The organism is Pirellulaceae bacterium (assembly GCA_029243025.1).
In the GTDB taxonomy this organism is placed as follows: domain Bacteria; phylum Planctomycetota; class Planctomycetia; order Pirellulales; family Pirellulaceae.
Window position 1 is genome coordinate 698,792 of record JAQWSU010000045.1, and the last position, 16,462, is coordinate 715,253.

Annotated in this window: 6 protein-coding genes; 1 reads left to right on the forward strand and 5 read right to left on the reverse strand. The window is 52.8% G+C overall.

What is annotated here, in order from left to right:
- Nucleotides 1-28: 28 nt before the first annotated feature.
- The 5 genes from P8N76_21650 to P8N76_21670 all read right to left on the reverse strand — a co-directional run bounded on the left by P8N76_21650 (nt 29) and on the right by P8N76_21670 (nt 7,579).
- Nucleotides 29-523 (reverse strand): DUF1499 domain-containing protein, encoded by a 495-nt coding sequence (locus tag P8N76_21650; GenBank protein ID MDG2384289.1) that lies wholly within the window; start codon nt 521-523, stop codon nt 29-31.
- Nucleotides 524-601: 78 nt separating this feature from the next.
- Nucleotides 602-1,570, reverse strand: a complete 969-nt coding sequence (locus tag P8N76_21655) for a hypothetical protein (protein MDG2384290.1) — start codon at nt 1,568-1,570, stop codon at nt 602-604.
- Nucleotides 1,567-2,451 (reverse strand): ABC transporter ATP-binding protein, encoded by an 885-nt coding sequence (locus tag P8N76_21660; GenBank protein MDG2384291.1) that lies wholly within the window; start codon nt 2,449-2,451, stop codon nt 1,567-1,569. Before P8N76_21660 ends, P8N76_21655 begins: the two co-directional genes overlap by 4 nt.
- A 215-nt stretch (nt 2,452-2,666) precedes the next feature.
- The gene (locus P8N76_21665; GenBank protein MDG2384292.1) at nt 2,667-5,966 is read right to left on the reverse strand and encodes a DUF1549 and DUF1553 domain-containing protein; all 3,300 of its coding nucleotides are present in this window, start codon (nt 5,964-5,966) and stop codon (nt 2,667-2,669) included.
- 101 nt (nt 5,967-6,067) lie between these two features.
- Nucleotides 6,068-7,579 (reverse strand): hypothetical protein, encoded by a 1,512-nt coding sequence (locus P8N76_21670; GenBank protein ID MDG2384293.1) that lies wholly within the window; start codon nt 7,577-7,579, stop codon nt 6,068-6,070.
- A 991-nt stretch (nt 7,580-8,570) separates the two neighbouring features.
- Here P8N76_21670 and P8N76_21675 point away from each other — a divergent pair.
- The gene (locus P8N76_21675) at nt 8,571-16,331 is read left to right on the forward strand and encodes an Ig-like domain-containing protein (protein MDG2384294.1); all 7,761 of its coding nucleotides are present in this window, start codon (nt 8,571-8,573) and stop codon (nt 16,329-16,331) included.
- The last annotated feature ends 131 nt before the right edge of the window (nt 16,332-16,462 follow it).

Genomic DNA, 16,462 nt, shown 5'->3' on the forward strand with positions numbered 1-16,462 from the left:
ATTCCCATCGCATCCCGTTCCGATCGTCCTAGGACTCCGTTTCAAACCGCTTGACGATCTCTGTCATTCGGTTGCGATTTACTCCCATGTCGGAATAACCAGCGCGAGAAGCAGAGCGGAATTGAATCACACCCGCTGCCGAATCAACATAAAACTCGACATCATCGACAAATCGAAATAACGAGCTGCTAAACTCAGCTCGAAGATAGTCCTCTTTTTGGGAGACAATTACCGTCCGCGGCATCGACGCGACAATGGCAGCCAGCCGCTCAATGGCCGTAGCGGGTGCACCTGTCCAAGCAATCGGATCCATTCGCTTTGTCTCGTCGTCGCATTGTGTCGAGACGCAGTTAGGTGTGTCACCACATTTCGCCAAACGTCCGTCTCGAACACCCAGGTTGGTTGGAGGCTCTGAAAAAAAGCTAACTGCAAACATCGCAACCACCCAACATCCAACTGAGACGCAGATGATGATCAGCGTTCGCTGACCCCATCCCATTTTTTTTTTGGCCTCTGATTTCATCGCCATCATCCATTCGAGTCCGAGCAACGCTCGGAGCACTCCCGATCACCTGCGCTCCATCCCCCAATATACTGCTCGCTACAACGGTGCGGGTAAATCGCGCCACCTGAAGATTAACATTCCAAGTACGAAACCAGCCAGCCCGAGACTCAACAGAATCGCATCGTATCCCAGCGGCCCCAAATCGGGAAAAACACCATTGGATTTCTCGGCCAGAAAACGCCAGCTGGAATCCAGCTCCTTCGAAGCCTGGGTGGAGAAGGCCACTGGTTCGTAGATTGAGAAAAAAGTAAATCGCAACAGCCAGCGGAATCCGTCAACGGCCATCCCGGTGAGTTCAAGGATTGTTTGAAACACATAGAACCCCACCACAAGGGCGATCGTTCGCCAGCGGTATCGGTCGCAGCAAGAAAGTACCGTCGTGATGCCAGCCAGGAAAACCCCTAAACAACCATAGTTGATGGCAGCCGCTTGAAACACTTGCGGCTTCACGTAAGTTGTCATCGGAATCAACTTGACGTTTTCTGCGGCGTCGCCGGTTTGCAATCCAAAGCCAAACGGCGCCTGCCAGCGGGCCACGTTGACTTTGACGCTCACATTCGACTGATTGATGCCCAAATGGGTGCCTGCGTAAGCCGCCGTAGCAAGCAACACGATGCCCGCCAGCGTGACACTCGAATGGACGAGCAAATATTTGACACGTCCAATGGGTTGCGAAAGCAACATCTCCATCGTGCCCCGACCAATTTCACCACTAACACAATCGGAGGCACGCGAGACCGTCCACACCGCCATGATCAAATACACAATCGGCTCTTCGAAAGTGAAACCGATGAGACCCGGATAATAAATTAAATCCTCGATAGGAACCGGGGAAAGCCGTTTGATCATCTCCGGGAGATTTTTCGCAATACGCTGTAACTGGTAGGTCTGCATGCTGGAGACAATCGCAACTCGAATCCAGGCAAAAGCGAACAGTGTGGCGATGCTGGAGAGTAACAGCCAGCGCGAATCATTGATAATCTTGCGAAGCAGCGGAAATATCACGGCATTGCCTCGGCAACATGAAATCGATCATAGACAGAAGTCAATCCACTCGGCTCAATGGTAACTTCCCGGAGTGGCAGGGAGGCAATCCAGTTCATCAAATCCGACAAGTCACCCACCGTGTCGATTCGGAGACGATCGTCCACTTGACTCACTGAAACTCGATCGGCCAAATCAGCGGGAATCGCCGAGAATTCAGCGGTCGCGATGGCGTTAATTCGATGACGTTGACGCAGTTCAGACATAATTTGCGTATGGACCAACTCACCACTTCGAAGAATCACGACGCGATCGCAAGACTCTTCCATCTCTGACAAAACGTGTGAGCTGATGATCACAGCGCATCCTTCAGCTCGTTTTTGACGCACTAATTCCATCACCGTTCGTCGAACATTGGGGTCAAGATTCGCCGTCGGCTCATCCAGAATACAGACTTCGGCGTCGTTGGCTAGAGCCACCGCAATCGCGAGTTTTTGTCGCATACCTGTCGACATGAAAGCCACTCGACGACGAAGGTCAAGGTCAAGCCGTTGGGCCAGTTCCAAAGATTGTGCCAGCTTTCCACCTGGTCGCATTTGGGCGAAGAAATCGAGAACTTCGCAGCCCTTCATGCGACGAAACAATCGAGCCTCTCCGGGAAGATACGCAATTCGCTCGCGCACCCTGATCGAGTCTCGGTGGCAGTCGAATCCGGACACTTCCGCACGACCCGAACTGGGTTGCAAAAAACCGAGTAAGAGTCGCAGTAAGGTTGTCTTCCCTGCTCCATTTGGACCCAACAGTCCGAAGACTTCGCCCGCTTCGGCAGTCAGCGTACAAGCGTTTAGAGCGATTAAATCGCCATAACGCTTCGTGAGCGAGTGGGTCGAAACAATGGCCAAAAATTTTACCCGTGGCTTGGTTCTTCTTGAGTGTTGCAGCAACAATTAGCCGTATTGTCGTTCACAAAGCTGGTAAGACAAGACGCAATTCTCAGTTTGACTTTTGATCAGGCCGGTCTAGCTCCGCCGACGAACGACATCCGCAGAGGAGAACCCGCAGGATTTGCTCGCAATTAACAGCCAAGCGAGAAGAACGAGTGAAATTTCCTCTCGCTCTAGCGATTAAAAAGAAAGGCCGGATTGTTAATCAAAGCCCACGACAAATCCTGAGCACCGGTCAATCGATGAGCTTTTGCCTGCGCGTCCACCATCTCAAATGACGCCTGGAGCGCTCTCAGTTTTTCATCAAGGCTCAGATAATAGTCAGTCATTTTTTCTCGTTGTTCAGTCGTCCGTTCATCCGGCGCTGTCTTGGCAATTGGGCCAATTTCAGCCGGCAATTCAGAACGAGTAAACGGGCGACGGGAGTCGGTCACCGAAATACGAAACCGGCCGATATTATGTTTGCCATCATTGAATTGGTGGTCCAGCTCAATGGCCAACTGCTGAACATCCTTCAAATCATTGACGGTCTCAAAGGTAGCCGTGTGCAATTGATTAAATTTGGGTGAGATCCCCCATCCGGAATCTAGTTTCCCGTCGATCGCACCTTCGACACTCCAACCGTCTTGGCTAAAGCTGGCCGCCGCATTTTGCAACGCAATTTCGACCGGACTGTCAGGATCGTCAGTCGTGGTTGCCTGCAAACGAATTTCATTGAGGACAAGATTACCATTATCAGCGCGTCCTGGCCCGCCAGCAGCGAGCGAACTGTCGGGAATCAATTCCACTTGGATACCTGTCACACTGGCTAAAGGCGACTTCGCCTTTAGCAAATAAGTATCTTTTTCTAACGGCCCTGAGACGAGAATCGATTGATCGTCCTGCAACTGAAAGACCGCACTCGCCTTTGATTGCATGGCGGGCGTTTCGAGCACGACCCATTCCGGAGAGCCCACCAGGCTCTGCTCCCATTCAGGCTGCTGTTCGAGCAATTTCGTTTTGCGCTGCTCGATTTGTGCCCGCAACTCTGCATTATCCCGCTTGGGTTCGGCAAGCGCTTTCAACCCAAGCTTCTCTTCAGCAGCAGTCGGTTTACGAGCAAGAAAGCGGAGAAAAATCTCCTCGACCAACTTCGTATCATCGGGCTGGCTGGCAACCAATTGGGAGATTTCACTCTTTGGCGAAGTAATCGCGTTGTTCACCGTGGGACCATTGATCAACTTCATGATCGGCCCCAACACGACTCCACTCGAACGTTCGCATTCGCAGGCGCTTTCTCGAGCGGGCCGACCAAAATCATCCAAGAAAGGTAATTTGACCCCAACGTCTGGCAATTCGGCAGCGCGAAAACCTGCAGGTACGCCCGGAATCGAAGCGTCCACACCCACCGCTGCATGAATGGAATCGAACAAAACTTCCGCCGGCAAACGACGTGGCACGGCATGTGAATAGTTGATCGTGTCGTCCTCGTTCCATTTATTTGCAGCGACCGAATGCTGATAAGTACGAGACTTACAAATGATTTTTAAAATATGTTGAGTGTCAAAGTCGTGCTCGATAAACTCGCGAGCTAGCTGCTGCAGTAACTCCGGATTTGTCGCTGGATTTCCGGCTCGAATATCATCAATCGGTTCGATCAATCCGGTGCCCAATAGGTAGCCCCACAATCGATTCATATAACTGATCGCGAAATAACGATTCTGATCCGACGTGATCCAGCGGGCGAGTTGTTCGCGCCGTGAAGCCTTTTCTGCGACACCAAAGTCGTGTGAATAAGGAAAGGACGGACTGACTTGCACACCGGTCCGATCGTGGTTGGTTTCGCCCTTCCCGGAATCAAAGATAACTTCGACCAATGGAGTCGCCGATTCGACCGCAGAACCCCCAATCTTTTGACCGGCGAAAAGCGGATCTTCTTTTCGGCCAACTTGCGCAAAAAAAGCGGTCAGGTTGTAATATTGGTCTTGCGTCCAGCGTTCAAACGGGTGGTCATGGCACTTGTTGCAATTGAAACGCACGGCCAAAAACAAGTGCGTCGTGTTTTCCATCGCAATCGCCGGGTCGCGCAAAATCTTCCAGTAGGCGGCAGCAGGATTGTCCAAATTCGATCCGCTGGCTGTGATGAGTTCGTAGGCAAGCTCATCGTACGGCTTGTTGGTGGCAATGGAGTCTTTGATCCAGTCACGCAAAGCGACAGCGCCTTGCTCACCAAGATGTTTGCGATTCACCTGCAGCAGATCAGCCCACTTGTTGGTCCAATGTTCGACGTAGTTGCGACTCCCAAGCAATTCATCAATTAACGCATCACGCTTGACTCTTGAGGCTCGCGGATCATCTAGAAAAGCACGAACGGCATTTGCATCAGGTGGCAAACCCGTCAGGTCCAAGTATAGGCGTCGCACAAATTCAGAATCGGTACAAAGACCACTCGGAAGAATCTTGACGCGTTCAAGCTTCGAATAGACGAGTTCATCGATGTAATTGTTCGTCTCGGGTTGCTCCCAAGCAAATCCGCTCCGATCACCCATCACCGTGATCGTCGTCGCCGTGTACGATCCCTCGTAACGAGCCAACACGGGAGCCTCCCCGCGCCGAAGGGTCGTCACGATGCCGGTTGGTTCTGCCTTGATAACTTCGATATTACCACTTTCGATAAACGCATCAGCCGTCACGTCGCGCACCGTACCATCGGCATAAGTCGCGATGACCACCATTTGCTGCTGCAGTTCGGCTCGCGGCAAGATCGGATTTTTTGGCAGCAACTCGATGCTGGCGACCTGCGGACTGTCTAAATCGAGTTTTGCGCCCGAAAGAATCCATTCACGCAACATTTCGTAACGACGCTCTCCCGACCGTGTGAGCACACCACCCACGTGTGGCACGCTTCCGGATGCCTTCAACAGCATCAGGCTCTGATCAGGATTGGCTCGATTCATACGCCGAGCACGAATATCATCGGTCAAGGCTCGATGATCATAGAGAAAGTCATAACCACGCAGCGAGAGTTTAAATCCTTGCTTGCCATCTTTGGAACCGTGACAAGTCCCTTGATTGCAGCCCATTTTCGAGAGAGCAGGGGCGATATCTCGTACAAAACTGACCTCGTGATCGGAATCGATCCCGGAAACAACAACGTCCATTTCCGCCACCAACCCGTTGATTTCGAAACGCAGTCGTTGCTCGCCATTCACGCGTGGTCGCACTTGTCGCAATTCGTTCACACTCACGATTTCCGCATCGCTCACGAGCGTTGCCATTCGCGTTACATCAATCTGCTCGCCAGTCGACAGCCCTCCGGTAATGAGGATCTGTCCCAGATCCGACTTGTGCTGCAACTCCATCTGTGAAGGCAGTATTTTGATGGAATCTAATTTCAATCCGGCGGGAATTACTTCAGCAGCACGCAAACTTGTGGACATGCCCACTGACAACAAAAACGCCGCAAGTATCGTTCGTCCGATCCGATTCAACATGACATCCCTCGCCCAATTTGACTTTTCCAACACGCGTAAATCGGTGTCCTATCGAAAAAAACCTATTGCTTCGCTGCGTCCGTCTACTTCGCTGCGTCCGTCTACTTCGCTGCGTCCGTCTGCTTCGCTGCGTCCGTCTGCTTCGCTGCGTCCGTCTGCTTCGCTGCGTCCGCGATAATTTCATCATTCTGCGTAAATGGAATGAACTGTCGTTTCAATTCTCCATTCGATGCATCATGAAGAAACACGTCACCGCTAAAGCCGCCGCTGGCGACCGTCTGTCCATCCGGACTCACCGCCACGGAAAAAATGGCTGAACCAATTCCCTGTAACTCCGTGACAAGCTTTCCGTCTTCCGCATTGTAAACATTCACGAATCCGTCACCATTAAAACTACTGCCCGCCACAACGCGAGTCGCATCACGCGAGAAAACGACATCGTAGATTCGGCCAGGTAGCCCTGGAAACTTGCGAATCAAATTAAAGTCATCACCAATCTTGCGAGCTTTTTCACGAAACATCCGGTAGATTTTTGGTACACCATCGGCCCCACCGATTAGAAGCTGATCCTCTGTGGGATGACGGTCTACCGCATTCAAACCACCTTTGAGTGCACCCGGTGTGATACTGGTGATGTTGTCAATAAAACGCTCAGTGCCAACTTCGATTAACTTCATCGAACGATCACGACTCACCGTCACGATGTGTGTTGAGTCTTTCGAAAAAATGGTGTCGAGAACCCAATCGTTGTGGGCCCCATTGAAGAGCACTTGTTCCCCCGTATCGGCCTTAATCGCGCGAACCGTGTTGTCCGGACATCCGAAACCGATCAATTTCCCGTCTGCCGACCAGCTCACACCGTAGCAAGTATCGTAGGTCACCGGCACCGAATATTTCAGCGAAAAGTCATCCGCATTCCAGAGTTGAACTTCGCCCAATCGTCCCGGCGATCCCCCAGCAACCGCCAGCTGTTTCCCATCCGGTGAGTAAGCAATCGATTCAATCCGCTCTGACATGCCAATCAAACGGGCAAGTAGCGACGGTTGTTTGGCCATCAATTTGTCAACATCGTGAATTAACACTTCGTGATAACCGCCCACCGCCAACTGTTTTCCATCAGCAGAGAATTGCATAGCGGTTAAAACGGGCGGCGCTGAATACTGCGGAGGGTTCTCTTGATCGAACAATTGGGCGGTGGAGGCAGGAGTGTCGTTGTTCGCCCCTTCTTTGACCCAACGCACCACCCTGGCAATCTCAACTTCACTCAGCGGAGGCTTGCCGACCGGCATCTCAGCCTTGCCGTCTTCCGGAGTAATTTGATCAATCAAGTAACTTGCCTCAGGATCGCCTGCCACGATGGCGGCTTCTCCGCTTTCCCCACCACCTATCAGTAAATCAAAGGCGGTCATGACATATTCGCCGCTCCGTTTTGCCGGCTGATGACAGCCTTGGCAATGCGTCTGAAAAATCGGTCGAACCTCAGTCCAATAGCTGATAGGGGCTTCGCCTTCCGTTACCGAATCCTCGTCTGCCGCGAGACACCCTGTCGCAAGGGCTGCAGCGACGAAACCGGTCAACAGCAACCTCGTTGGAATTAAACAACGCGTGTTCATTTCGTTCCTGATTCGGCGTAAGGCAAGAGTCGTATAAGTAGAAGCAGACGATCATGGTGTGAGTCGAGGAAGACAGGGGAAGCATGGCGCATCAAGGGATACACCACTCCTCGAATCCCCCGACTATACACAATCGCTCATGCCTGAATCAACAAAACCATCGTGGAAGCGGCTGAATTAGCCGTCGCGTTACGCATTCCAGGCAATCTACGAAATCGCGGTAGTTCCACGAGCGTCTAAGATTCGCGATCTTGACATCTAATCCGATTAAATCTGAAAAATCCGAAAAAATCTCGCTGCCGATCCTCCGTCTCCAGCTCGAAAACTGATGCAAGGGCTCAAACTTCTTCCGGCCACAGAAAACCCGACTTTGCGACAAGGCTTTGCGATAAGGCGAGGTTCACGCCACTCGATCCGCAAAAAGATCCGTTCCACCGCCAGGTCAGAGTCGACACCCGGCGTCCCAAGAATTCCCTACCTGCATCCCCCATCAAAGTCACCAACAACCGCTGCGGGGGAGACTGTCAAATGTCCCCAGACAGCGCGCGCTCAAAGTTCCCCGATCGCGTCAAATCATAAGGATTTCTCTCCCGGCGGATTGCAAGGGCATAAAGATTATTGAACATCTTTTTGGTGTCAGCAGTAATTTTCATTTTACCTTGCAACGATAAGTTAGCAGGGAGCTACCTTCTGTGCTGGCAATCAATTCTTTCGGGCAAGGTGGTTGTCTCGTTCGGACAAATTCTTGTCGAAAACCGCATCTGAAAAAAATTTCATCACGGAGAGTCACCTTAAAATTAAAAATGCGACTCGCTACTCCTCGATCGAGAAGTCAAAAAAGACACAAGCATTTGCCGCAAATCGGCCCGAAGAATTTCAGTGAAATCCTTCGTTGTTTGGGTTAGAATACCGTCACATTTTCATTGGCGACTCCCGATTTATTGGCAACCCCGATGACTTCGGCTACTTTTGAATAACTCAAGGATTATCTATGCGCAGGCGGCACCCCAAGCGACGTTCTCATTCGCATTCCACATCGAATTGTTCGCTCGAAACACTTGAGCCTCGTCATTTACTCGCCGGAGATCTGATTGGACATTGGCTGGCAGACGATCTCACGGCTACCACCGCAGATGAGGCGATCATTTCGGATTGGTCAGACTCCATCGGCACCATCAGCGCCCAATCGATCGGCGAACCCACCCTGATCCATAACTCGATCGGAGGTCGTGCGGCCGTCCGCTTCCAACCCAATAATGGTGACGACGGTTTTCGAATTCGGGCCTCACAAAACCCGATCGGCAGTCTCGCAGACTTTTCGGTGGTCGTAAGTTTTGTCACCAGTGCCACATCCCTGCAAGGCGACAATGGGGCTTGGTTTACCAACACGGGCCTTGTTGACTCGAATGCCCAAGGTTTTTCGCAAGATTGGGGTTTATCGATCAACCAGGACGGAAAGATCGCGACAGGGACAGGCGGTGGTTTTATCAAGCCACAAACAACCCTCTATTCCGATGCGACCGGTTTGAATGACGGTGAACTGCACACCGTAGCGATGAGCTTGACCGCAGGCAATTTGAGCATCCATATCGACGATCAACCGGTCACGACTCGCACGGATCCAAACGCAGGGTCCCGGTCCCCCTTGGATGTCACTTTCGGGATCCTCCAGGTCGACACGTTGCCATTTGAGGGTGATATCACCCAAATCCGTTTCTACGACGGGGCTTTGACACCGGAAGAATTTTCAGGAATCCGAGAGAATATCAATCAATATTATTCGAACGGTGCGCCGGTCGCTGTGGACGATACTTACGAGACGGCGGAAGACACGGTCTTTTTCACGATTCCCGCTAACATCGGTTTATTAGCGAACGATAGCGATCCAGACGGAGATGCGTTGAGTGCGGTCGTCGTTCAGCAACCGCAGGAGTCGAGCGTTTCGGTCAGCGCTGACGGATCATTTGTCTACTTTCCAGCACGAAACTTCTTTGGCACCGATACGTTTACCTATACGGCCAATGACTTCCGACCTGGAAACGAGGCAACAGTCACGATCACCGTGACGCCCAAATACGATCCCCCAAGGGCCGTAGCGGACAGCTACGAAGTCACTCCAGGCGAGGTGTTCAACCTTCCAGGACTTGTTGGCCTGCTCATCAACGATCAAAACCCTGACGAAGCGGACCTGACCGCTGTCTTGGCAGACAACGTTGGCAACGGAAGCTTAACGCTGTCCCCCGACGGAGGATTCACCTTCGATCCGGGTGAATTTTTCGGAACCACTACTTTCAGTTATCGCGCCAGCGACGGTGTTTCGGAATCCGCCGCTGCCACCGTGACGCTCATCGTCAACAGTGCTCCCATGACGGCAGATGACGCGTACTCGGTCGACGAAGATGACGCTTTGACGGTCAACGCAGCCGAAGGTCTTCTCGCCAACGACGTCGACCGTGAGGGCGATCCGCTCACTCTCGAGTTATTGACCGAACCGCAGCACGGCAGTTTAACCGTCGAGCAAGACGGTAGCTTCCAATACCAACCCTTCGCAAACTTCTTTGGCGAGGACAGTTTTTCTTATTTGCTAAATGATGGTCGCGATGCATCAGAACCTGCAACGGTTGCACTTTCGGTCAAGTCCGTCAACGACGCTCCCAACAGCCGCAGCGACTCATACATTATCACGCCCAACCAAGAACTCAACGTGGCTGCCGATGTGGGAGTTCTCAGCAATGACACGGATATCGATGGACCGACCTTAACGGCCACGTTAATCAGCGAACCGAGTCGTGGAGTCGTGACTCTGCAATCCGACGGTTCGTTCAGCTTTCAAGCCAATCCAGGTTTTTCGGGACTTGATTCCTTCACCTATCAAGCAACCGATTCAATCGATTTATCGACGATTACGACTGTCACGATCATCGCCGACGGCGGTGCCGCACAAACGTCGGACCCCACCGGCGATTCCGTCGTCACGTTCAACGAGATCATGTACAACCCCGTGGGTGTGGAAGCCGATGAAGAATGGATTGAGCTGCACAACCAGATGGGGATCGACATGGATATCTCCGGATGGCGTTTGGCTGGCGGCGTCAGCTACGACTTCGCTGAAGGCACGGTGATTCCGGGCAACTCCTACCTGGTCATCGCCGGCAACCCGGAAGCCTTCAAATTAGCCACGGGTGTCGATGCCATGGGACCTTTTGAAGGACGGCTAAACAACAACGGTGAAGAGTTGCTGTTAATCAATAACTCCGATCGCTATCTCGACATTCTTGATTACCGCGATGGAGGCAATTGGCCGATTGGAGCGGACGGAACCGGTGCCACGCTCGCTAAGGCAGCTTTGCATCGGGCCAGTGGTAAATCCGAGAACTGGCGTGCGAGCCTCGAGATTGGTGGTACCCCAGGCGCTGAGAATTTCCCTCTGTTTAACGCCGATCGAACCGACACGATCGAGGTCTCCTGGGGCAGCGAATGGCGTGTAAACGCAACCGGAGCGGACCTTGGCAGTGACTGGCTCGCCGCTAATTTTGACGACAGCCAGTGGCAAACGGCCACCGGCCTGTTCGAAGCGGGCAATCCCGAGTTTCCACCTGCAAACGCCTCAAAACTGGCGGAAGCGGGCGAGGGACTCGTTGGCTACTGGAAGTTCGACGATTCCGGAGCAAACGCGGTCGACGGCGGGACAGACGCCGAACTCATCTCCGGGGCTCGATTAACTTCTGATCCATCACGCGGACAAGTTGTACGCCTTGACGGAAGAAACGACTACATCACCGCCGGGGAACTTCCCGCCATTGGCGTCAATGATGACTTTACCTGGTCGGTTTGGGTCAATCAGGATGACGCGGACAACGTCAACGCGGTAATTCTTGGCAACCGTACGGGAGGCCAACAAAATCCACTGCAATTCATCAAAGTGACACCCACCAACTTTGAGTATTACAGCGACGGTGGCGACCCGATCATTCCCTACGCCATTCCCAATCAGCAATGGGTTCATTTGGCAGTCGCCAAAACAGGGCCAATGCTGACCTACTATATCAACGGTGAATCCGTGGGTTCCGGCGAGACATCCGCCGACATGGGAGCCAATCCGTTCTACATCGGCGGTGACCCGAATGCGAGCCGGGAATTTGCTGATGGCTTGATCGATGACGTGGCCGTTTGGACACGTGCGCTTCCCATCGAAGCAATTGAAGGCTTGGCAGCTGGCACCTATGACCCGCTAACGGCCCCGACCGTCTTGACCGATGGCCCGGTCGTGCCAGACGGACTCCCCGAGACTACCACTGAATTACCCGCTGATCTCACGACCTACTACTTCCGAAACGATTTCTTCTTCGAAGGTGATCGCAACCAAAACCCTGTGCTTCAGCTCACGAACCTCACTGACGACGGTGCGGTTGTCTACCTAAACGGTGAGGAAGTCCACCGCCAAAACATGCCCACCACTGAAATCTCCAGCGACACGTCCGCGTTGGAAGAGATCGACAACATTGGCGCATTGTCCGTCCTGCTGCCAACGAACGCTCTGCAACAGGGCAGCAACTCTTTAGCCATCGAAGTCCATCAAAATCGGCCCGGTGCTGGCGATATGTTTTTCGCCGCCGAATTGGTCTCGACCGCTGTGCCATTGGACCCGAACGCCGTGGCCTTGCCGGTACTCAACGAGATTGCCTCGGCCGATGATGCCAATTTCCAAATCGAAATTCTGAATCCGTCTTCGCAAGCGATCAACCTAGCTGATTTCCAGCTCAACTCAACCGACGCCGAACATGCCTCGATTCCCTTGGGAGACGGGCAACTGGCTGCGGGTCAATTCACAACAATCAGCAGCCAACAACTTGGCTACCAGCCGGTTGATGGAGAACGATTATTCATCACGTATCAGGGCGGTCAACGCTTGGCTGACACCCAAGCCGTTGACGATCAACTGCGTGGCCGATCCGGTCAGCACGACGGGCGATGGCTGTTCCCCGACGCGGCCACCTTCGGTAGCGGCAATGGATTCACGATCGAAGATGCAATCGTTATTAATGAAATCAACTATCACGCACCAGGTTTTTATGCTGAGCAACTCGACCGACTCTTTGAAAACGGCGAACAGTGGGTCGAACTCTACAACCGCAGTGACACGCGTACCATCGACCTGTCTGGTTGGGAATTTTCAGAAGGCATTGACTTTGAATTTGCAGCTGGAACAACGCTCGGTCCTCAAGAATATTTGGTGATCAGCAACGACCCAGACTCACTAGCAGCATCTCGTATTGGCCTCGACGCCGGCAAGGTTTTGGGACCATTTGATCAAAACTTGTCAAATGCAGGAGAGTTGATCGAGTTATCCGATGCAAAGGGCAATCCGACCGATTCGGTTCATTATTACGACGGTGGTCGATGGGCAGGTTCAGCCGATGCAAAAGGTTCATCCCTGGAACTACGAGATCCATTTGCGGACAACAGCGTGGCGGAATCCTGGGCTGCCAGCGATGAAACGGATCAGAATGGCTGGCAAACGATCACCTACGGTGGCAACGGAAAACGACTAAACGGAGATCCCACCAAATACAATGAGTTCCTCTTAGGGCTCTTGGATTCCGGAGTCGTGTTAATCGATGACGTTCAAGTCATCGAGAACCCCGGTACCCCGGACGAACGACAACTCGTCCAAAACGGAAGCTTTGAAAGTGATTCCATCGGGGCGGACGCCGAACATTGGCGAGTCGTTGGCAATCAACAGGGTATGGTCGTGGAAGATCCCACCGACCCGAATAACCGTGTCCTTCGATTGACTGCCAGTGGTCCAACAGAACACATGCACAACAATGGGGGCACCACCCTCAAGGACGGTGACGAGTATATCAAGCTGAGCAATTCGGCAGATTACGAAATCTCTTTCCGAGCGAAATGGGTTTCCGGCTCTAACCAACTGCACTCACGACTGTATTTCAACCGACTGCCTCGTGTCACACGAGTTGCACGACCGGTTAGCGTCGGCACGCCCGGCGAAGCCAACTCACAGGCAGAAGCAAATATCGGCCCGACCTACGTCGGCATGGTGCACAGCCCGGCAGTCCCAGACGTCAATCAGCCCGTCACCGTTTCGGTAAACGCCGCCGATGCGCAGGGCATTGAGGAACTCACCTTACGGTATTCGGTGAATGGGGCTGATTTCAACAGCGTGGCGATGCAGGCCGGCAATTCTGGCCAATATACGGGTGTAATTCCCGGCCAAGCACGAACTGCACTGGTTCACTTTTACCTCGAAGGTCGTGACCAATCAGGCGCCACTTCGATGTTCCCAGCCGCCGGTCCCGACTCTCGGGCGTTGTTCCGAGTCCAGGATGACAAGGGCACAGAGGATCAACGTCACAACTTGCGAATCCTGATGACCGATGCAGACGCCAGTCGCCTGCATGAAAAAACAAATGTCATGAGTAATCACCGTTTGGGCACAACGGTCATCTATCGCGAAGGCGAAATTTATTATGACGTGGGCATCCGCCTTAAGGGCAGCCAACGCGGACGAGACAAAGTGGTCCGAGCTGGATTCAACCTCGGCTTTGACCCCTCGCAACTATTCCGTGATGTCCATTCGACCATCGGTGTCGACCGCAGTGGAAGCGGCGACGAATACAGCCAGGAAGAGATCATCGTTCGGCAAGTCTTCAACCATGCCGGCGACGTACCACAAATCTATGATGACCTCATCAATGTGATCGCGCCTCAATCGCGGCACGATGGCAGTGCCATGTTGAACTTGGCACGCTACAACGATGTGTTCTTGGATTCACAATACGAGAATGGCAGCCAAGGCACCGCCTTTGAATACGAACTGATCTACTACCCCACCTCACAAGAAGGCGGTATCGAGGGTCTAAAAAAACCCAACCCCGACTCCGTCGTCGGCGTTCCCATGGCCACGCCTCGAGAAGAATCCGACAACAAAGAATCCTTCCGCTGGCATTGGCTAATAGAAAACAACCGACCGGAGGACGATTACAGTCAGCTGCAAGAGGCGCTTGCTGCGATTGGACAACGGACTTCAAGCGACACCTTCCACGAAGACACCCAACGACTGTTGGATGTCGATCAATGGCTCAGATCGTTTGCCGTCGTCGCCTTGACTGGCATCGGTGACAACTACGGTAATGGGTCGCAACATAACGGCATCTTTTACGTACGTCCTAGCGACAACCGACTGCTATTCATGCCTTGGGACATGGACTTCTCTTTCACGCAAGGTGCCACTTCGGGAGCGGTTTCCAATGGTGAGTTACGAAAACTACTCACCGATCCAGGCAACGAACACAACTACTACGGTCATTTGCATGACATCATCAGTACGACGTTCAATGCAGACTATATGAGTGGCTGGATCGACCACTTCGATGAACTCGTTCCTGGACAGAATTTCTTCCAGGGATACAAATCCTATATCAATACACGAGCGGGCGCCGTCACCAAGTCAATCGAAAGAGCCATCGACGTCGTTCCATTCGAAATCTCGGGCACCGATGCTCTCGACGTGGGTGATTCGGCCATCGCCGAACTCACGGGTACGGGTTGGGTCGATGTACGGGAAATCCGTATCGCCGGACAAGATCTTACCTTGCCCATCACCTGGACAAGTCCTAACGAATGGCAAGTCAGCATTCCTGTCGACCCAGGCACTCACCCGATCGTACTCGAAGCTTACAACTTCCAAGACGAATTGGTCACATCGGATACGATCACAATTACAAGTTCTGCCGTGACACCGGTGCGATCATCTCTACGAGTTTCGGAATTGCAATACAACCCGTCTGGAGCGGTTGCGGATGAACCCGATGTCAACAATGACCAGTTCGAATTCGTTGAATTGACGAACGTAGGTGAAACAGCAATCGACTTGGCGGGCGTGCGTTTCGTACAAGTGGAACAAGGTGACGACGTCTCAGGGATCACCTTCACCTTTAGCTCCCAATCTCTCGAACCGGGTGGTTTTGTCATCGTGCCGCGAGATCTGGATGCGTTCCAAGCCCGATATGGCAGTGAACTGCCGATGGCAATTGGCCAGGGTAACGCTGAAAACCAAAATCAATACCGGGGTCGATTGGACAACGGTGGTGAGACGATCACGTTACTGGATGCAACGGGCGCCACGGTACAGCAATTCACCTATGATGACGCTTGGTATGCCAGCACTGACGGTGATGGAAACAGCTTGGAATTCATCGATCCTAGTCAGAGTGATCTGAACGCCTGGAACGAATCGTCGCAATGGCGAGCAAGTGCTGCCCTGGGCGGCACACCAGGGCAAGCCTCCCTGGTCATCGGTGATTCGAATTTCGACGGCGTCTTCAACTCGTCGGATCTCGTCGTTGTGATGCAAGCGGGACAATACGAAGATGATATCCTTAATAATTCCACCTGGGCGACAGGAGACTGGGACGGTGACGGCGATTTCACTACGAGTGACTTTGTGTTCGCCTTTGCGGCTGCCACTTACGTCGATGCAGAACCGCTCGCCGCCGCCAACATCGAGAACATTGCAGCGGCCCTGCTCAGCGCACAACAACCGCAGCGAAGCGATCGTGCCGATACAAATCGGACTGGACGACTGCAACCCAAATCCGTGGCGCGTGAAACCGACTTGGAGGCGATCGCCGTTGATCGAATCTTTGAACGAGATCAGCATCCAGCTGAATTCGCGGAGACGCATCACGATCTCCTAGAAACGCCAGATGACGAGTTCGATCTGTTCTAATCCGATTCCAGCAACCATCCAACTTCGAGGTTGCCGCATCGCCAAGCCATTTGCGTCAATCTGATCAGCGCCCCGTGCTGATTCAAATCAAAACGGGGCCGGGGCGAAACAGGTCGACTACTTTCGCGGCG

Bases quoted from the DNA above. Each gene is read 5' to 3' on its own strand.
- P8N76_21650 (MDG2384289.1), bottom strand. From the start codon at position 523: ATGAAATCAGAGGCCAAAAAAAAAATGGGATGGGGTCAGCGAACGCTG.
- P8N76_21665 (MDG2384292.1), bottom strand. From the start codon at position 5,966: ATGTTGAATCGGATCGGACGAACGATACTTGCGGCGTTTTTGTTGTCA.
- P8N76_21670 (MDG2384293.1), bottom strand. From the start codon at position 7,579: ATGAACACGCGTTGTTTAATTCCAACGAGGTTGCTGTTGACCGGTTTC.
- P8N76_21675 (MDG2384294.1), top strand. From the start codon at position 8,571: ATGCGCAGGCGGCACCCCAAGCGACGTTCTCATTCGCATTCCACATCG.